Origin of the sequence: Neobacillus sp. D3-1R (assembly GCF_052180215.1) — a bacterium.
Classification (GTDB): domain Bacteria; phylum Bacillota; class Bacilli; order Bacillales; family Cytobacillaceae; genus Pseudoneobacillus.
Genome location: NZ_CP197471.1, coordinates 3,204,024 through 3,223,159 on the forward strand (window position 1 = coordinate 3,204,024; position 19,136 = coordinate 3,223,159).

At 38.1% G+C, this 19,136-nt stretch carries 19 protein-coding genes and 2 pseudogenes; 3 read left to right on the forward strand and 18 right to left on the reverse strand.

Annotated elements, in window-relative coordinates; genetic code table 11:
- Positions 1-9: 9 nt before the first annotated feature.
- From queA to ruvA, 7 genes and pseudogenes are all read right to left on the reverse strand, one after another.
- Positions 10-1,038 (reverse strand): tRNA preQ1(34) S-adenosylmethionine ribosyltransferase-isomerase QueA, encoded by a 1,029-nt coding sequence (gene queA / locus ACSBPO_RS16505; protein ID WP_442595182.1) that lies wholly within the window; start codon positions 1,036-1,038, stop codon positions 10-12.
- Between the two features lie 92 nt (positions 1,039-1,130).
- Positions 1,131-1,241 (reverse strand): annotated as a pseudogene (locus ACSBPO_RS16510) (DUF2905 domain-containing protein); the annotation flags it as partial.
- A gap of 139 nt (positions 1,242-1,380) precedes the next feature.
- On the reverse strand, positions 1,381-2,298 hold the full coding sequence (locus tag ACSBPO_RS16515) for an IS3 family transposase (RefSeq protein WP_442595184.1): 918 nt from the start codon (positions 2,296-2,298) through the stop codon (positions 1,381-1,383).
- A 23-nt stretch (positions 2,299-2,321) separates the two neighbouring features.
- Positions 2,322-2,630 carry a transposase gene (locus ACSBPO_RS16520; protein ID WP_442595186.1) on the reverse strand — a complete coding sequence of 103 codons (309 nt, stop codon included), beginning with the start codon at positions 2,628-2,630 and terminating at the stop codon, positions 2,322-2,324.
- A gap of 62 nt (positions 2,631-2,692) precedes the next feature.
- Entirely contained in the window at positions 2,693-2,809 is a 117-nt protein-coding gene (locus tag ACSBPO_RS16525) for a DUF2905 family protein (RefSeq protein WP_442595188.1), read from the reverse strand.
- On the reverse strand, positions 2,806-3,807 hold the full coding sequence (gene ruvB, locus ACSBPO_RS16530) for a Holliday junction branch migration DNA helicase RuvB (protein ID WP_442595190.1): 1,002 nt from the start codon (positions 3,805-3,807) through the stop codon (positions 2,806-2,808). Before ruvB ends, ACSBPO_RS16525 begins: the two co-directional genes overlap by 4 nt.
- A gap of 9 nt (positions 3,808-3,816) precedes the next feature.
- Positions 3,817-4,428 (reverse strand): Holliday junction branch migration protein RuvA, encoded by a 612-nt coding sequence (gene ruvA, locus ACSBPO_RS16535; RefSeq protein ID WP_442595192.1) that lies wholly within the window; start codon positions 4,426-4,428, stop codon positions 3,817-3,819.
- A 158-nt stretch (positions 4,429-4,586) separates the two neighbouring features.
- On the opposite strand from ruvA, the gene ACSBPO_RS16540 reads away from it, so the two are divergent.
- The gene (locus ACSBPO_RS16540; RefSeq protein WP_442595194.1) at positions 4,587-5,114 is read left to right on the forward strand and encodes an endonuclease; all 528 of its coding nucleotides are present in this window, start codon (positions 4,587-4,589) and stop codon (positions 5,112-5,114) included.
- 58 nt (positions 5,115-5,172) lie between these two features.
- On the opposite strand, the gene ACSBPO_RS16545 is transcribed toward ACSBPO_RS16540, so the two are convergent.
- The 7 genes and pseudogenes from ACSBPO_RS16545 to nadB all read right to left on the reverse strand — a co-directional run bounded on the left by ACSBPO_RS16545 (position 5,173) and on the right by nadB (position 13,288).
- Complete coding sequence (locus tag ACSBPO_RS16545; RefSeq protein WP_442595195.1) at positions 5,173-5,688, reverse strand: BofC C-terminal domain-containing protein; 516 nt, start codon at positions 5,686-5,688, stop codon at positions 5,173-5,175.
- Positions 5,689-5,835: 147 nt separating this feature from the next.
- Positions 5,836-6,576 (reverse strand): YhcN/YlaJ family sporulation lipoprotein, encoded by a 741-nt coding sequence (locus tag ACSBPO_RS16550; RefSeq protein WP_442595197.1) that lies wholly within the window; start codon positions 6,574-6,576, stop codon positions 5,836-5,838.
- 111 nt (positions 6,577-6,687) lie between these two features.
- Positions 6,688-7,674 (reverse strand): phosphotransferase, encoded by a 987-nt coding sequence (locus ACSBPO_RS16555; RefSeq protein ID WP_442595199.1) that lies wholly within the window; start codon positions 7,672-7,674, stop codon positions 6,688-6,690.
- Positions 7,675-8,695: 1,021 nt separating this feature from the next.
- Positions 8,696-9,346 (reverse strand): annotated as a pseudogene (safA, locus tag ACSBPO_RS16560) (SafA/ExsA family spore coat assembly protein); the annotation flags it as partial.
- A 438-nt stretch (positions 9,347-9,784) separates the two neighbouring features.
- Entirely contained in the window at positions 9,785-10,891 is a 1,107-nt protein-coding gene (gene nadA / locus ACSBPO_RS16565; RefSeq protein WP_442595201.1) for a quinolinate synthase NadA, read from the reverse strand.
- On the reverse strand, positions 10,891-11,742 hold the full coding sequence (gene nadC / locus ACSBPO_RS16570; protein WP_442595203.1) for a carboxylating nicotinate-nucleotide diphosphorylase: 852 nt from the start codon (positions 11,740-11,742) through the stop codon (positions 10,891-10,893). The genes nadA and nadC overlap by 1 nt, the downstream gene beginning before the upstream one ends.
- A complete protein-coding gene (gene nadB, locus ACSBPO_RS16575) occupies positions 11,711-13,288 on the reverse strand; it encodes an L-aspartate oxidase (protein ID WP_442595205.1) in 1,578 nt (525 codons plus the stop codon). Before nadB ends, nadC begins: the two co-directional genes overlap by 32 nt.
- A 109-nt stretch (positions 13,289-13,397) precedes the next feature.
- On the opposite strand from nadB, the gene ACSBPO_RS16580 reads away from it, so the two are divergent.
- Both ACSBPO_RS16580 and ACSBPO_RS16585 read left to right on the forward strand, forming a co-directional pair.
- Positions 13,398-14,552, forward strand: a complete 1,155-nt coding sequence (locus tag ACSBPO_RS16580; RefSeq protein WP_442595207.1) for an IscS subfamily cysteine desulfurase — start codon at positions 13,398-13,400, stop codon at positions 14,550-14,552.
- 76 nt (positions 14,553-14,628) lie between these two features.
- The gene (locus tag ACSBPO_RS16585) at positions 14,629-15,171 is read left to right on the forward strand and encodes a transcription repressor NadR (RefSeq protein WP_442595209.1); all 543 of its coding nucleotides are present in this window, start codon (positions 14,629-14,631) and stop codon (positions 15,169-15,171) included.
- Positions 15,172-15,550: 379 nt separating this feature from the next.
- On the opposite strand, the gene pheA is transcribed toward ACSBPO_RS16585, so the two are convergent.
- The 4 genes from pheA to ACSBPO_RS16605 form a co-directional block, all read right to left on the reverse strand.
- Positions 15,551-16,414, reverse strand: coding sequence for a prephenate dehydratase (pheA, locus tag ACSBPO_RS16590; protein WP_442595211.1), 864 nt, complete (start codon positions 16,412-16,414; stop codon positions 15,551-15,553).
- A gap of 233 nt (positions 16,415-16,647) precedes the next feature.
- The gene (locus ACSBPO_RS16595) at positions 16,648-17,103 is read right to left on the reverse strand and encodes an ACT domain-containing protein (RefSeq protein WP_442595213.1); all 456 of its coding nucleotides are present in this window, start codon (positions 17,101-17,103) and stop codon (positions 16,648-16,650) included.
- 28 nt (positions 17,104-17,131) lie between these two features.
- The gene (obgE, locus tag ACSBPO_RS16600; RefSeq protein ID WP_442595215.1) at positions 17,132-18,421 is read right to left on the reverse strand and encodes a GTPase ObgE; all 1,290 of its coding nucleotides are present in this window, start codon (positions 18,419-18,421) and stop codon (positions 17,132-17,134) included.
- Between the two features lie 133 nt (positions 18,422-18,554).
- Positions 18,555-19,085: a Spo0B C-terminal domain-containing protein gene (locus tag ACSBPO_RS16605; RefSeq protein WP_442595217.1), complete on the reverse strand. Its 531-nt coding sequence runs from the start codon at positions 19,083-19,085 to the stop codon at positions 18,555-18,557.
- Positions 19,086-19,136 lie beyond the last annotated feature (51 nt).

A 19,136-nucleotide genomic window follows, 5' to 3' on the forward strand; every position in this document is an offset into this window, starting at 1 on the left:
TGACCTATTTTATAGGATTAACATTGCATCTCCAAAGCTAAAAAAACGATAGCCTTGTTTTACTGCTGTATTGTAGGCATTGAGCACATTTTCACGGCCAGCTAAGGCACTAACCAACATAATTAAAGTCGATTTAGGTAAATGGAAATTAGTAATCATTCCATCTATTGCCTTCCATTCAAACCCTGGGTAAATAAATATATCTGTCCACCCACTAGCTTCTTTAAACTTTCCATTATGGTCTCGGGCAATCGTTTCTAGTGTTCTTGTTGAAGTAGTCCCAACAGAAATAATTCGTCCACCTTGTTCTCGCACCTGATTTAAGAGTCTCGCTGTGCCTTCTGTCATCTGATAGAACTCAGCATGCATTTCATGTTCATTGATATCCTCTACACTAACAGGGCGAAAGGTTCCTAACCCAACATGCAAGGTAATAAAGGCAATATGGATTCCCATTTCTTTTAATTCACTTAACAATTCTTCTGTAAAATGTAGACCTGCTGTTGGAGCTGCTGCAGAACCTCTTTCTCTTGCAAAAACAGTTTGATATCGTTCACGGTCATCCAATTGTTCTTTTATGTATGGCGGTAAAGGCATTTCCCCTAGTTGATCAAGTACTTCATAAAAAATACCTTCATATTCGAATTCTAATGTACGGCCACCATGTTCTGCAGTTCCTACACATGTAGCTTTTAACAAACCGTCCCCAAACTCAATAATGGTGCCTTCTTTTACTCGTTTAGCAGGCTTGACAAGCGTTTCCCACTTGTCCCCTTCTAATTGCTTTAATAATAAAACCTCCACTTTTGCTCCAGTGTCTAGTTTTACCCCAAAAAGCCTAGCAGGAAGGACACGAGTGTCATTTAGAACAAGACAATCGCCTTTACGAAGATAGTTTTTAACTTGGCTAAAAGTCGTATGCTCTAACTCGCCTGATTTTTTATTTAATACCATCAACTTACTTGCAGTTCGGTCCTCCAATGGTACCTGTGCAATTTGTTCTTCTGGCAAGTAAAAATCAAATAATTCTACTTTCATCACGTCACCTACTATTATGTCTTAACAATTTTTGATTTGCTTACGAAACTTCTATAATTTTGTGTCAGCGAAATGTCACGAGGAATTTCGTGTCAGCGAAATTTCCCTATGAAATAAAAAACCAACGATAATATGACACTAACCAATATGGATGTAACTATAGGGAAATAAAACGTTGTATTTCCCTTCTTTATGATAATATCGGTCCAACCCCCTAAGTTTGGACACATACTCTTATTATCTCTTTTAAACGAAGTATTTCATTTTTTCTAGCGCGCTTCGCTTACTGGCCTCGTGATAGAGAATAACAGGGAACCTGTTATTCTCTATCACGAGGAATCATCACATTGATTGCTTCACTGACTTTATTTCACCAGCTAGCCATTTATTGTAATACTCTGTTGGAGAATAGTCATCTAGACTGCCATGATAGCGCTCTTCATTGTAAAATTGAATATATTCATCAACACACTTAAAAGCTTGATCAAACGTTATGAATTCATTACGTTGAAAACACTCCCGTTCCAACACACTATGAAAAGACTCAATATATGCATTCATATTAGGTGATTTAGGCGGAATCCGTTCGTGTTGTACTTGCGGTGCCAAACAAAACTCTTCAAACTTATTACTTATGAATTGAGGGCCGTTATCAGTCCTTATAATAAGGGACTGATCCTCTTCTAATTCGTAAATTCCTCTTTTCAATAAGGCTTTTTGAAGCATATTTGTAACATCTTTAGCTTCACATGTAGTACCACGGTAATGACCAACAATAGTTCGATCATGAACATCTATTGCACTAGCTACATAAAAAAAACGACGAGATGATGAGACATAGCCATATTTAATGTCTAGTTGCCATAATTGGTTTGAACCGGTGATTACATGATTCTTAGCCAATCGACGAGGATATTTCTGCTTTTTTTCACGTTGTGGCATTAAAATATCTAATTCTTTGCATAGGCGATATACTTTTTTCTTATTTATGATTAACTTATACTGGCGTTGTAAACACCGAGTTAATTTTCGGTAGCCATATACCTCAGCCTTACTACTAATCAACTCAAGTAAATACTCTTTAATTGTTTCATCTTTGATCTTTTTTCCTTGTCTATTTCTAGAAAAACCAGGGATAGGTCGTCCCCCAGTATTTGTCTTTTGAATCGGAGGGTGGGACAATCTATAGTAATAGGTTGAACGGTGTACTTGAGCAATTCTTAAAACGCGTTTAGCTGGAAAACCAGAATCAATCCACAAACTAGCATATTCGATTCGCTCATCTAATCCGACAACTTTTTTTTAAACATGTCACGAAGCATGGCAACTTCAAGTTCTTTTTCTCCTAAGAGTTTCATGGCCTTCTCATATTTCTTTTGTAGATCATCCGATGTGGAAGACTCAGTTAAAGGGCTTACACCTTCTTCTCTCATCTCACTGTCAACTTCTTCACGATAGATCTTCATCCATCCTCCTAAAGTAGAAGTACTCACACCTACTTTACGAGCAATATGTGCAGCATTCCCTGATTCAATTGCCATACGAACATATTGTTTCTTTACATCTTCTATAGGCCCCATTTTTCTTTTCATTTTAGCTCCTCCTCTATAACTATTTATATTTTAATATTTTATATAGTAGGTGTCCAAATGAGTTAGGGGGCTAAATAGATATCTCCAGGCAATTTTCCTAAGTTTACAAATTGCATAATAAAACCTACTAAGAAAATAATAGCTCCAATTATCATAATAAATTTAGCTAAACCGGTCATTCAGATGGAACCTCCATTTTAAAGTGACGATAGACAGCCTCCGTTACCACTCGACCACGAGGTGTCCGTTGAAGATAACCAATTTGAAGTAGATATGGCTCATACACATCTTCTATCGTTTGTGCTTCCTCACCAATGGAAGCAGCAATGGTTTCTAATCCGACAGGTCCACCTCTAAATTTATCAATAATCCCTTTAAGCAATTTATGGTCAATATGGTCCAATCCTAAACGGTCCACTTGTAAAAGCTCAAGGGCTTTTGTAGCAAGATCCATTTCGATAGCTCCATTACCGCGAACCTGTGCAAAATCCCTTACACGCCGTAATAATCGGTTAGCGATACGAGGCGTACCTCGTGATCTTCTTGCAATCTCTGCAGCTGCCCCTTTATCAATCTTCGTTTCTAAAATGTCCGCTGTTCGAATGACGATATCCGTTAATTGCTCTTCATTATAATATTCTAGTCTTGCTAAAACACCAAATCGATCTCGTAATGGTGCCGATAAAGACCCAGCCCTTGTTGTGGCACCGACAAGAGTAAACGGTGGTAAATCTAATCTTACAGAGCGAGCAGTCGGCCCCTTGCCAATGACAATATCAATACAAAAGTCTTCCATAGCTGGATACAAAACTTCTTCAATCGTCCTTGGTAGTCTATGAATTTCGTCAATAAATAAAACATCCCCAGGTTCTAGAGAAGTTAAGATAGCCGCAAGATCACCAGGTCTCTCAATTGCAGGGCCAGCAGTTGTTCGAATATTTACACCCATTTCATTGGCAATGATAGTAGCAAGTGTGGTTTTTCCCAAACCGGGTGGTCCGTATAACAGGACATGATCGAGCGTTTCTCGACGCATTTTTGCCGCTTCAATAAAGACTTTTAAATTTTCTTTTACTTTGGTTTGGCCTATATATTGATTTAAATTTTGCGGTCGTAAACTTTGCTCAAAATTTAAATCTTGCAGATCTGCTTCCGTTGAAATGATTCGTTCATCCATATCATCACCCTATTTTAAAAGCTTTTGAAGTGCAACTCTAATGTATTGGTCTGTGGTAAGCTTTTGTTTCTTTAATTCTGGAACAACCTTCTTTATTTCTTTTTCAGCGTAACCTAATGCTTTTAAGGCTAAAATAGCTTCCTCCAATTCATCTGATCCATCTTGAATTGGACGAATATCATCGTGTTGAGAAAATAAATTCGGAAATAAGTCTGGGACTAATTGATGTAATTTTCCTTTTAAATCAAGTATCATTTGTCTTGCCGTTTTTTTACCAACACCTGGGAACTTGATTAAGAAATTTTCATCTTCATTTTCAATAGCTTGGACTACCTGTTCTGGTTGACCTGAAGCAAGAATGGCCAACGCCCCTTTTGGTCCAATTCCAGAAACGTTTAAAAGCTTCGTAAATAATGTTTTTTCTTCTCGACTCGTAAATCCGTAGAGAGCCATAATATCTTCTCGAACATATTGGTAGGTAAAGATAAGCGTTTCTTTCCCTACTTTTTCAGAATAATAAAATGGATTAGGCGTATGTATTTGATATCCTATGCCCTGATTTTCAATCACTATGTATTCAGGACTTACAAAATTAATTTTTCCATTAATGAAATCATACATTTCATTCTCCCCTTTTCACACTAATTGGGGTTCGACGAACTACCAATCTGTACTTTAGCCTATCTATTGTAACATAAGAGAAAATTAGTTGCATTTTTGTATAAGACTTCTATATAATGGAAAAGGTTGAAAAAAAATAAACTGGAGGGTCTATTAAAATGAAAAAACTATTAGCTATTTTAGCTGTTTTTACATTAATGTTTGCAGTAGCAGGATGTACTGCTGACAATAAAGAAAACAATGACAAAGCAGCAGATGAGAAAAAAGAAGAAAACACTGTTGCATTAACTGACCAAGTAAAATCTAAAATGTATAATGCTGCACGTATCGCTGAAGGTAAAGTGAATGATGTATTTGCTCATGATGTAGCGGCAGATGAAACGACACCTATTCTAAATAAAAGCTTCGCGGATGAAGCGGCTGCAGTTGCTTTCCTCTCAAAATATTACAATGAAGATACAGCAAAAGAAATTTACACTTACTATGCAACAGGTCAGACAACTGAAGCTGGAGAAGTGATTGTAAAAGCTGATCCTTTCTTCACCACTACTTTACTTGATACAACTTTAGAGGATGTTACAATTGAAGGTGACGCTAACAAAGGTACTATTAAGACACCTGAAAATGTTACATATACGGTTGAATTAGTAGATGACAAATATTTGGTAACCGGAATCCAAAAGTAAACAGACTTAACAAAAGCTGACTCATCAACCAGAGTCAGCTTTTTTCATAAAAATATTTTTATTGCTTCAGTTTGATTGGCATATAATATGGCTTAAACGTTTCAAGAACATTTACATAACGGTCCTTCGTTTTGATAGGAATTCCTTTTTTTAACTGTAGTTGTTTTCGGCTTTCTAATTTTTCCAGATTAATTTGGAAAAATGATTGAATGATATTGGTTTGATGAGGTCTTCCATTAAAAATGGTTAAAGTTCCATCCTCGGTAATTCCAAAATAACCGTTTGCCTTTAATAAAGGTGAAATATCATCCACCTGCTTCTTAAAAACCAAACCTTTTTCAAAGGTATTTACTAATTCCCATTGTTCGTACTTCGACCAAAAGTTTTCCATAGAATATATATTCTCGGAAATTTTTTCTTCACTAATCTCACCGTCTAAGTAAACCCTTTGTAATATCACTTCTATTTGGAATGGCTCTTTTCTATTTTCTGACGCTTGTACATGTGGATCAAAAAACCATATAAATAAAGACATTAACCATATCGCAATTCCACTCTTTATCATTTTGGACATGAGGAATCACCTCTTTAATAAAAGTTATCATGTATTTATAATCTTAGTGTAGCCAAATTTTTCTACTTTATCCTTTAAAATTAAAAACAAAAAAAGGGTCAGAACTACCAAACAGTAGCCTGACCAAGAATGAACATCTATATTTATTTAACGATTATTGTTCGTCATACGATTTTTTAAGGTTTGGAACATATTTTTCAAATCGGTATCCAGTCCATCTTTTGGCCCGCCATTTCGAAGGTCGTTATCGATTTGGCGCAATCGGCTAAATGTTCCTTCATCTGTTACAACTGTTACAGATCGTCCTCGTAAATAAGGCTGTACGGCTTCTTCAATATCCCTTTTTGTTTGAGCTTCTCTTGAGTAATCTGTTAAATCTACGGCGATCAACACATTGCTTCCATACGTTACCGAACGAACATCTTCTACATTAGAAACAGTTCCGGTTACATTTCCTATTTTTTCTGTTAATTCACCCTCGTATGCAGTGTAGTAAGAGCTTCTTGCTTTTTTTGTATTGTCATTTAAATGACCATGGTAGTTAGCATCACTACGACTAAATCGATTATCTCGCTTGTAAAAATTTTGGTCCGTATTCGCTAATGGAACAGTTGGGTTGGCAGGATTACCATTACCAGCACCAGTTTGACGAACATTTCTTGTTCCCTCTGTACCATAGGTATGGTCCATCATTTCAGTTATCGGACCATCATTATCATTTAATACCCTTGCATTTCCATTTCCGCCATGGTTTTCATTTGAGTAATATCCCATTGGTTGTGCTGCGTTATTACGATTTTGAACACCAGCTTCGTCGTTATTTCCACAACCAACTAATCCCATAGCCATTACTGCTGATAATGGTAAGGCTAAATATCTTTTGTTCAAATGAAAAACCCCCTTCGTAAATGCTAAGCACATTTTTGTGCTCACATTTAGCTTTTGTGATAAGGGGGTATTTCATGACTGTTAGTTTGGACCATGACACATTAACATTGGTTAATTAACCAACTTTTGTAGTTGTTTCGTAAATTCTTGTCTTAATTGCATTTTGGAAAGAGTCTGATTAATCAAGTTTTGTAATTTATATACATCACGGAAATGATTTTCCCTTATAAAGCGGTTCCATTCTCGGAAAAGATCTGTTGGGTAAACAAGTGCATATATATAGGATTGGTTCCTAAAAAGATCTTTTAAGCTTTTGTATCTTATTAAGCTGTTTAGATTCCAATTAATAAACGGTAAAATCCGATTTGAATATTGAAGTAAATCCATCGACCTTGGACCAATACTTATCAGGTCGAAATCAATAAGATAAAGTTTTCCAGATTTTCCTCTTAAAAAATTATGATGGGCAACATCTCCATGGAGAATAACACTTGGTTCACTCTCAATGATATGCTCATTTTTTATTATTCCTTCTAAAGACCAATCGGCCCAATTTAACCATTCTTTTATTAAATCACTCGAAATGTAATGGGAAATAATAGGAGTATTTTTAACAAACTGATCTCTGCGTTCTAACCATTTTTTTTGCAAATTGAATTCCGGCAGAATGGATTGATATCGTCCAACAGACTGTTTCGTAATTTCGTGAAAGTTATCCAAAAGACTTAATCCTTCTTGTCTTTCGTTATCACTAATATAGGAAAACGTTCGTTTATGCGGTTCAATATATTGTATACAACCAAAATATTTATTTTCATACATAATCGGATCTTGATCCAAAATAATAAAAGAATAGGTGTTGTTAAAACCTTCTTTATGAAGACTTGATGTAAAGGTCTCCTGTAGTTTTAAACGGTTATAAGAGGAATATCCCTTTAGTATAAATGAACCTTTGGAAGTCTTTATTTTAAAAACATGGTCTCTTAACGGATATAGTTCTTTGATTTTATATGGGAATTGTTTTTGGAAAGAGGAGAGGAGACGAATGTTTACACCATCGTCTCCTCGTTTCCTATCTATCATATTCACTGCTTTCATCAAATACTCTCGGTGCTGGAACTGCACCTGCACCAAAAGCATAAGGATTCATATATGGAGGCTGAACCATTTGCCCGCCATATGTTGGAGTATAAACTCCTGGTCCTCCTACATAGGGATTAACTTGAGCGGTAGGAAAAGTTGGTGCTCCACATCCACAATCTTCAGCCATTCCTATTGTAGGATAGTGCTCCATTCCAAAATCTTCAGGAGATTCCATCATTGGATATCCCGTTTGCATATGTGGCATTTGCATTTGCCCGCCACCGTATGGCATCTGCATTGGCATTTGTCCACCACCGTATGGCATCATTTGCTGCATCGGCATTTGTCCGCCACCATATGGCATCATTTGCTGCATCGGCATTTGTCCACCGCCATACGGCATTTGCATTTGCCCTCCACCATGTGGCATTTGTGGCATTTGCATTTGCTGACCGCCATATGGCATTTGTGGCATTTGCATTTGCTGACCACCAAATGGCATTTGTGGCATTTGCATTTGCCCGCCACCAAATGGCATTTGTGGCATTTGCATTTGTTGACCTACATCATATGGCATTTGCTGCATTGGCATTTGTTGCCCGCCACCAAGTGGCATTTGTGGCATCTGCATTTGTTGCTCAGCACTTGGCATTTGCTGAGTACGAATTGGCCAAGGCTGTTGAGGATATCCATATGGTGCTCCAGCATACGGTGTTGGTACTGGACCAAATCCACTGCCAGGTAACACTGGAGAAGAAGGGACACAATTATCTGCCATCGGCGCTACTGGAGCAAAACCTGCTGGTGCCATCGGCATTGGCTGCCCTAATGGTGCTGGAGATTGTGCTCCCATTACAGCAGTTGGATTTTGGCTCATTGGATTCATCATTGGCATTTGCGGCATAAAGGACGAAGATTCATCTTCCACTCCAGCTAAGTATGATGGATTAGGAACCCCTGGCATTGCTGCTGGGCTTACAGCAGTTGGAACTGGCTGATATGGCATCGCCGCAGGTTGTTGATAAGGTAAAAATGGTTGTGGTGAATACATTCCAGGCTGTAGGCCGGACCCTGGTAAGATAGGGCTAACAGGAACACAATATTCTGGATACATTGGTTGTTCAAAACCTCCTTGAATTGGTAATTCTGGTGATTCCGCAAGTGGAGCAACTGCTTTTGGAGGAGCCTCCTGAACAGGTGCCACTGCTTTTGGAACTTCTTTTGGAACTTCTTTTACTTCCGGTAATATATTAGTTGGTTTTGGTGGAAGCTGTGGCTGTTGAACATTCATATTGGCCATGTTCAACATGTAATAGTTGTTGATATCAATATCTGGAATGACTGGTTGGGGCATTTTTGGAGTATAGGGTACTTTTGGTGCTTCCTTGACAATAGGTGCTTCTTTAATCGGCATGACTGGCGCTTCCTTAATTGGAGCTTGCACTATTGGTTGTTCTTTAACCAATGGCGCTTGTGCAGTTGGCATTTCTTTTTTTGGCCCCATACTTATTGGTGCTTCTTTTTTTACTGAACCACCAGAAGTAGGGACTTTAATTTTCATACCGGGCATGATCATATCTGGATTGCTTAGCTGGGAATTCATTTTCTTTAACTCTTCAAAATTAACGCCATATTTCTTGGCAATCTTCCAAAGAGTATCCCCTTTCTGAACGATATGGATCTTCACAATGTTTCCCTCCTATGGCATAAGTCCATATAGTGTATGTGAATCTAGGCAAATTGCTATTAATCTTCAGAAAAACTTATGCAATTTTTTCAAAAAATATGAATCCCTCCCTAATCATTGTATGCTATCCCCTTAGGCTGCATGTTTTTATAACTTGTACTTATTTTTGGGAATTGGTTGATTTCCACTCCATGTTGCTCGCTTTCCGCGGGGCGGGCGGTGAGCCTCCTCGGCGCTATTAGCGCCTGTGGGGTACAAATGATCCCTCTTGTGGATCATTTTACCAGGTCTCACCTGTCCCGCTGCTCCCGCAGGAGTCTCGCACCTTCCGTTCCAATCAACATCCTTTTAAACGGTTTAATTCACTAATCAATTCCAAAGTAATATTTTTTTGTAAAAATTGAAAAAAGGATAGCCGCGTTGGCCATCCTCCATTTATTATGCGTACTCTAACATTCGTTCTAATGCTAATTTTGCACTTTGGGCTATATTTTCGCTTACTTTTATTCGATTATGGTCACCAGGTGTTTCAAGCATATCTAAACACCATACTAAATGTGGTAAATCAATTCGATTCATGGTTAAACATGGACACATATGCTGATTTAAAGAAATAATTTTTTTATCTGGATGATCGTTTATGATACGATTCACCAAATTCATTTCTGTTCCAATCGCCCATTCAGAACCAGGGTCAGCCTTTTCAATTGCATTAATGATATAGCTTGTAGACCCTGCTAGGTCTGAAAGCTCAACTACCTCTCTACTACATTCAGGATGAACAATAATTTTCATATTCGGATAATCTTTTCTAACCTCAGCAATATTGTCTACTGTAAAACCTTCATGAACCGAGCAATGCCCTTTCCAAAGGACCACTTTTAAATCTTCTAACTCCCCCTCATAGTTGAGAGTATCCGTATGTGGGTCCCATACAGCCATTTGGTCCAAACGGATTCCAAGGTTAAAGGCTGTATTTCTGCCTAAATGTTGGTCAGGTAGAAACAAAATTCGTTCCTTTTGGTCAAAAGCCCACTTTACCATTTTTTCAGCATTTGAAGATGTGACGGTTGCCCCACCCTTATCCCCAACAAAAGCCTTAATGGCAGCTGTTGAATTCACATACGTTAAAGGAAGTAACGAATCTCCCAATAATTGAGTGAGCTTTTCCCAAGCTCTTTCAGTTTGTTCTAAATCAGCCATATCCGCCATCGAACAACCCGCTCTCATATCTGGCAAAAATACCTTTTGGTCTTCATTTGTTAAAATATCAGCTGTTTCTGCCATAAAATGGACACCGCAAAAGACAATAAATTCAGCATCTTTATTATCAGCGGATAATTGGGCTAGCTTCAATGAATCACCTGTAGCATCAGCAAACTGAATAACTTCATCCTTTTGATAATGATGACCAGGGATAAAAAGTTTTGTCCCGTATTTTTCTTTCATCTCTAAAACTCTTTGTTCTAGCTCTTCTTTAGACATTGCCCGATATTTTTCAGGAATCATCAAATGACTATTTTGTAATGCAGCTAAAAAACTCATTACATACCCTCCTCTTTATCCCAAGAAACTTTTACACTAATATCTAATGCTTTAGCTGAATGAGTTAAAAAACCAAGTGAAATATAATTTACTCCTGTATCTCGATAACTAGCTAAATTTGTTAGTGTGATTCCGCCAGATGCTTCTGTAAGAATATGATTAGGAACTACCGTGATCAATTCCTTGATTTCTTCAGGCGTTCTATTATCAAACATGATGACATCTACATTCGATTCAACTGCTTCCTTCACTTGCTCTAGACTTTCGGTTTCGACTTCAATTTTTATCATATGTCCTAGTTTGTTCCGTACTTCGTTCACGGCATTTGTAATGGAACCTGCAAAGGAAATATGATTATCCTTAATCATGACACCATCATATAATCCATAGCGATGATTGAAGCCGCCACCACAACGAACCGCATACTTTTCAAACATCCGTAAACCTGGAGTCGTTTTTCTCGTATCACATACTTTAGTAACAGAACTGTTCAGCTCTTGAACAGCTCTTTTCGTCAAGGTTGCAATTCCGCTCATTCGTTGAATGAGGTTTAGAATCACTCGTTCCCCTTTTAATAAGTCAGCCATTTCACCTGAAACAGAAGCTAAGATTTGACCTTTTTCAACGGCCTCCCCATCCTCTGTTTTCATACTTACCTCTATCTTTTCATTTAAAAGCTTATATCCTTGATGGATAATGTCTTTTCCGCAAAAAATCCCTGCTTCTTTAGCAATAAATTTAATTTCACCAATCGATCCTTTTGAAAAAATAAGATCGCTCGTTATATCCTGGTCACCGATATCCTCAATAAAAAATTGCTCAATTTGCGAGCGCAGCTTTAACATATTCATTTGATTTCTCCCCCTGTCGCTGATAAACAATTTGCTTTTTACACCAATTCAAATCATCCTCAAATGGATAATCACTTCGGAAATGGCCGCCCCTACTCTCTGTTCTAAGTAATGCAGCGTTTGTAATCAATTTCGCAGCGGTAAGCATAAAGATTTTCGTTAAGTCCTCTGATGAACAACCATCAAGTTCTCTGCCGATCTGTTTCAATCCGAATTGATCTAACCATTTTCTTTGAACGGTAAGTGATTCTTTCGAACGGACAATTCCAACGTATTCCATCATTCTCGTTTGTAATGTCACAATATCAGGAAGATGGTGCTGCTTTTTTACAACTGGATACACAATGGTTAGATATTCTTGAGGAGGATTGGCCCTATCTTCTACATTTATTAACTCCGCTAACATTTTCCCTTGATATAATCCTTCTAATAAAGAATTACTTGCCAAGCGGTTTGCCCCATGTAATCCCGTACAGGATGCTTCCCCTATCGCATATAAATTTTTAATGGAGGAACGGCCAATGAAGTCCGTTTTAATACCACCCATTAAAAAGTGACTACCTGGTACAACGGGGATTTTTCCATCCTTTAACTTGATATCGTTTTGAGTGCATAACAACGTAATAGAAGGGAAACGATTCTCGAAGTTTTTGATATTACTAATATCTAAAAATACTTGTTTACCTTTTTTTATATTTTCATAAATAGTTTGGGACACCACATGTCTAGGCGCCAAATCTTTATATGGATGGACACCTTCCATAATCGGAACATCGTTTTCATCCACTAAAATGGCCCCTTCACCACGGACTGCCTCTGAAACTAATCCTTTGGTTTCACCATTCACATATAATAATGTCGGGTGAAATTGAATAAATTCCATATCGGCTATTTCTGCACCAGCCAAATAGGCCATGACAATGCCGTCACCAGTGACCGTTTCTGCATTCGAGGTGAAACTGTAAAGCTGGCCACAGCCCCCTGTCGCGAGTACGATATGTTGGGCAAAGAAATACTCAATCGAACCATCTAGCCTCTTCCCCTTAACACCGATGCATTTCTCTTGTTTTTCGTCTACTATTAATTCATATACGTATATATTTTCTTCTAAGAAAATATTGGCTTTTAACTGTGTAAGGAGAAATTCGATCATTCTTTTTCCTGTGGCATCACCACCACCATGAACAATTCGTTTTTCGCTATGTGCCCCTTCCATTCCTAAAAGAAGATTTCCTTCACTATCATGGTCAAAATGACAACCCTTTTTATACATTTCTTGAATTAATTTAGGTGCTTCATCTATAATCTTACGGACCGTTTCTTCGTGATTATGAAATCTACCTGCTTCTAATGTATCGGTATGATGCTTATCAGGATGGTCTTCTTTTCCAATGGCAGCCGCAATCCCCCCCTGTGCTAAGTATGAATTGGCTGTCCTAACGGTTGACTTTGTGATAATTCTCACATTTTTATCCTGACTTAATTGACTTGCAAGCTGTAAAGCAGCAATTCCGCTACCAATGATTAAAACATCACTATATGTCATGTAAATTACCCCTCTAATTAACAGGTGTCTTGACACCTATATTTACATAGATTTACACTAATGACAAGTATTTTTCAATAAATTACTGCGGGGAAATGAGTGAAGAAGAATGATTTATTTGGATTATGCCGCAACATGCCCGTTAGATAAGGATGCAGCAGATGCGTATATACAAGTTTCTACACAATTTTTTGGAAACACGAGCAGTCTTCATGATATTGGTGGTGGAGCAGCACAGCTTTTGGAAAACTGCCGTGAAACGATTGCTCATTTAGTAGATCTTGATAAAAGAGGTTTTTATTTTACTAGCGGGGGTTCTGAAAGTAACGTTTTAGCCATCGAAGCCCTTTTAACTGCAACTAAGAAGAAAGGAAAACATATTATTACCTCTATTGCAGAACACTCCTCGATCCATAGTGCTTTAAAGAGGCTTGAAAAAGATGGGTACGAGATTACTTATCTTCCATACCTTTCATCCGGGATAATTGATTTGGATACCTTGTTAAAAGAAATCAGAAGTGATACTGTACTTATTACGATTCAGCATACCAATTCCGAAATTGGTACGATTCAGCCGTTAGAAGAAATTTCAACCATTTGCAGCAAACGGGACATTTATTTTCATAGTGATTTCGTTCAAGCATTTGGGAAATCTGATATTAGAAAAATAGCGAGATTAGTAGATAGTTTTTCTTTTTCAAGCCATAAATTTTATGGTCCTAAGGGGGTTGGCGGAGTTTACATTAACCCAACGATTCACTGGACATCCTTTTTTCCTGGAACCTCCCACGAAAAAGGATTGAGACCTGGAACGGTGAATCTGCCTGGAATTGCTTCAATGACGGTTGCCGCGGAAAAAGCAATACATCATCTGGAGGAACGGAATAGGCACTTTTCAAATCTCAGAGAAGTCTTTATACATGGTTTAGAGCCCATCCAAAAGAAAGTCACTATCTATGGAACAGATAAAAATGGGAATCAGTATCCGGGGATTATTGGCTTAAGTATTGATGGAATCGAAGGGCAATGGCTTATGCTGGAATGCAATCGGTTAGGGTTTGCCATTTCTACAGGCAGTGCGTGTCAGGCTGGAATGCAATCTCCATCCAAAACGATATCAGCTCTGGGAATAACAGGGAAAAAAGCAAAGGAATTCGCACGGATCTCCTTCGGTCGGTTAACTACCGCTGATGAGGTTAAACAAATCACTCATACAATAGTAAACATTGCACTCGCTTTTTCAAAAGAAAGTTTAGTAAAATAAATAGGGATAAAGGACTGGATTCCTATCTAGAAGGATAAAATAACGGAAGTATCTTTAGAAAGCTGAGGAGTTAATCATGACCACACAAAAAAAATTACTTGGCGATGACAGGAGAGAGTGGATTTTAAATGTATTAAAAGAAAGTACCACTCCTATTACTGGTGCTGACTTAGCCGCTAAAACAAATGTAAGCAGACAAGTGATTGTTGGCGATATAACTCTCTTAAAAGCAAAAAACGAACCCATTATCGCTACTAGCCAAGGCTATATATATTTAAAAACAAATTCCCCTACATCAGTTGTTGAAAGATCGATTGCTTGTTATCATCCGCCAGAAAAAACAGAGGAAGAGCTAAATCTACTGGTCGATCACGGTGTCACCGTTAAGGATGTTACGATTGAACATCCTGTATACGGGGATTTAACGGCATCGATTATGGTGTCTAACCGTAAAGAGGTTAAGCAATTCATGAAAAATGTTTTGGCAACCAAAGCTGCCTTTTTATCAGAATTAACCGATGGGATTCATTTACACACGATTACAGCTACGTCTGAAAAAGCGTTAGATGAGGCTGAAAATGCGTTGTTAGAGGCAAATCTGTTAATCAGAAATGAATAGTTGTGTGGCCCGAGTCTAACGGACACAGAGTACGCTATTTTAATAAAAACAGCTATTTCAAAGGTATTATCGGACACCAGGTACGCTATTAGCCCAAAAAACATGCCAAATAGCACTATTTTAGGCTAATAACGGAACCTGTGTCCTTTAGACCTCTTAAAATAGCTCTATTTCGATAAATAGAGGAACCTATGTCCGATAACTTCGCTAGCTTCAAAGAGCTAAGCACTTTTTCGAACAGACTGCACATTTGATCCTATAACTATAGCTTTATAAAAAGCAGTTGACTTCGTGTCAACTGCTTTTTCTATGCGTATTTACTCTTCATAATTGTCGCGATGGTAATATTGACTGTTTTGTAGTCAAAACCGAAAGCGGACTACATGACAGTCCCTTTTTCCATTTTATAAGAAGGGTAACTACCCAAAACCTTTACTTTGCTACCTAAAGCTTCAAGCTCAGCAATGGCACCTGGGATGAGAATCTCATCCATTTCTTTTTCAATATCAATGATAAAAAAATAATTGCCTAGTCCTGTTTTCATCGGACGTGATTCAATTTTTGAAAGGTTTAACTTTCTCCAAGCAAAGGCGGATAACACGAGGTGTAGGGCTCCGGATTGGTCGGCAGGCAATGTCACCATGACGGTTGTTTTATGTCCATGGTAGAAACATTTTGATTGATGAAACTCGAGATCCTTTTTTGAAAGAATGACAAATCGAGTATGATTGTAGGCAAAATCATGAATATTCTTTGCCACAATCGTTAATCCATACTCTTCTGCTGCCAGCTCATTCGCGATTGCAGCGATTTTCTCTTCTGGATGATTTTTTACATATTGTGCAGCAGCGGCTGTTGAGGTCATATTTTCAGAAGGTGTCCCCTTCCAATTTTTATGAAGATGTTTATGACATTGAGCAATCGCATGGGAATGACTATAAATCTTATTAATTTTTTCACCAACATTACTTGGATGAACCATTAAATGTTGAGCAATAGGGGTGGAAATTTCTCCCCTAATGGGGATATCGATTTCATTCGTTAAATAATCAAGTGTAATGTTGACTGAACCTTCAAGTGCATTTTCGAGAGGAACTGTGGCGATATCCACCTCTCCTGAATCAACTGCATCCATACATTCAGGTATGGTATCAAACGGAATGCTTATATGATCGGTTGGAAACATCTTTCTAACTGCTAAATCAGTGAATGTCGCTTTTGGTCCTAAGAAGCCGACCTTCATTTTTACTCCCTCCAATACCTATCATTCAATATTAAAAAAAGGCTGTTTTCGTATAAATTGTGATAAAAATCCCAAAAGCCGGATTTTTACAGTTTTTCTTAATAAGTGAGTAGCTCTTTTCTTGATTCTTAAAAGAATTTTATCACCTTATATTGCGAAATCTCTCTTTCTTAGTTACAAAAGCAACAAAGTTTTAGAAAAGAGCCTTAAAAAAAGAGCTGGAATTCAGGAATTTACGCACCTGAACCCAGCACTTCTACTTTATCTACAAATTCTAATTGACGCAGTTGTGTGAGCAGTTCATCAATATCAATCGCAATGTCTACCATATTGAGAGACAAGGTAACGTTCGCTCTTCCTTGAAGAGGAATCGTTTGGTGAATGGTCAAAACATTGCACCCAGAGGCTGCTACAACACTTAAGAGCTTGGAAAGAGTACCAGATCGATCTTCTACTTGAAAAAATAAGGTGATTAATTTTTCCTTGACCACAGATGAGAAAGGAAATACGGTATCACGATATTTATAAAAAGCACTGCGGCTCAAATCGACTTTTTGGACAGCGTCCCATACAGACTCCGCTTTCCCCCGGTCTAGCATTTCTTTCGCATCAATTGTTTTTTTCATCGCTTCCGGTAAGACGTCTTCTCTTACTAAATAAAACTTTTTATCATTTTTACCCGGCCGCATAAGTCCACCTCTCCCATTTTGAGACGGTTTATTCGATAAACTCAAATTCAAAATCTAGAAGCCTTACAATATCGCCATCTTTTGCTCCTCTTTGACGGAGTGCATCATCAACGCCCATACCACGCAATTGACGAGAGAAACGCTGGATGGATTCATCTCTGGCAAAGTTAGTCATCTTAAATAGCTTTTCAATTTCTTCGCCTGAAACTTCAAATGCACCATCAGGACCTCTAGTAATTCTGTAGTTAGGTTCTTTCGCTTCATGTTTGTACATAACACGATTCACACTAACATCTTCTTCCTCTTCATAAAGCGGAAATTCTGGTGTGGTTTCAATTTTATCGGCAATCGCAAATAAAAGATCTCTTAACCCTTGGCTTGTGACTGCTGAGATTGGGAAAATTGGATAGTCCTCTTCTAGCTTTTCTTTAAAAACCTTAAGATTCTCTTCTGCTTCTGGCACGTCCATTTTATTGGCAACGATAATTTGTGGACGTTCTGTTAATCGCAAATTGTATTCTTTTAATTCTTTGTTAATCGTTACATAATCTTCGTACGGGTCTCTGCCTTCCGTTGCTGCCATGTCAATCACATGAACAATGACACGTGTTCTTTCAATGTGTCGAAGGAATTGGTGTCCTAAACCAACACCTTGGTGTGCCCCTTCAATTAAACCTGGAAGATCAGCCATAACAAAGCTTCGACCATCAGCTGTTTCGACCATCCCTAGATTTGGAACAATCGTGGTAAAATGATACTCAGCAATTTTAGGCCTAGCTGCTGAAACCACTGATAATAAAGTGGATTTACCAACGCTCGGGAATCCAACTAATCCAACGTCAGCCAATAATTTCAATTCTAAAACGACTTCTCTTTCTTGGCCTGGTTCACCATTTTCAGATAGTTCTGGTGCAGGATTTGCTGGAGTAGCAAAGCGGGAATTTCCTCGTCCCCCACGGCCACCCTTTGCAATAACGGCACGTTGTCCATGCTCAACCAAATCGGCAATGACCTCTTTTGTTTCTGCATCCATAACCACTGTACCAGGTGGCACTTTGACAAGCATATCTTGGGCGCCTCTACCATGCTGGTTCTTCGACATTCCGTGCTCCCCTCGGTTAGCTTTGAAATGTCTTTGATAACGGAAATCGATTAGGGTACGTAGTCCTTCTTCTACTTGAAAAACAACATCCGCCCCTTTTCCTCCATCTCCTCCAGCGGGTCCACCCTTTGGTATATATTTTTCTTTTCGGAAAGCGACCATACCGTTACCGCCGTCTCCACCTTTTACAAAAATCTTGACCTGATCAACAAACATTTATTTTTACCTCCCGTCAGTAGAAATTAGTTTCGAATCATACGACGAGACTCGTAGATACTAGCTAATCGGAATTTATTTCACCGAAATAAATCCTCTTCTTTGGTCTTCAAAGAAGACCCCATATCGTTGTCTATGTATTTCCCCATTGAAGCTCAAAGGATAATTCCTCTTCGGTTAGTTCTTTTAACATGATTTCTTGATTTGATTCCTTTATAAAACGTTCTAATTCTTCACGTTTTTGAATCGAACCCGTAAAATCAAAAAAGAATTTTACACCATTTTCTTCTGGCAAAATGGAAATAGATAAATGGTTCTCTTGAAAAGCTTCAATACAGGTGTTTAAAAAATCGAAGAATGAGCTTGTCCATTCGGTAAGCTCGTTATCATTCATCTTGACCGAATGAATGTCACCTAATACCTCGTACTCTAAGCGGAAATAATAGTTCTGCCAATTGGTTACTAAAAGTAGTGCAGCAAAATGAGGGAGCTGCAAATTAGACAATTTCGCTTCCTGCTGTGCTTCCATTACAATCTCGTCTATTATATCTTGTGCTCTTTCGAGTCGATTTAAAGATAAATTTCCTTTAATAAGTTGAATTTTATTTAACCAATCATGGCGTGCGTAACGTAGCACATTGACGATATCCCAGTTATTTTCCATTAGATTAACTCCTACACCTATTTTTGTGTCAGAAGACTACTTGCTGCTAGT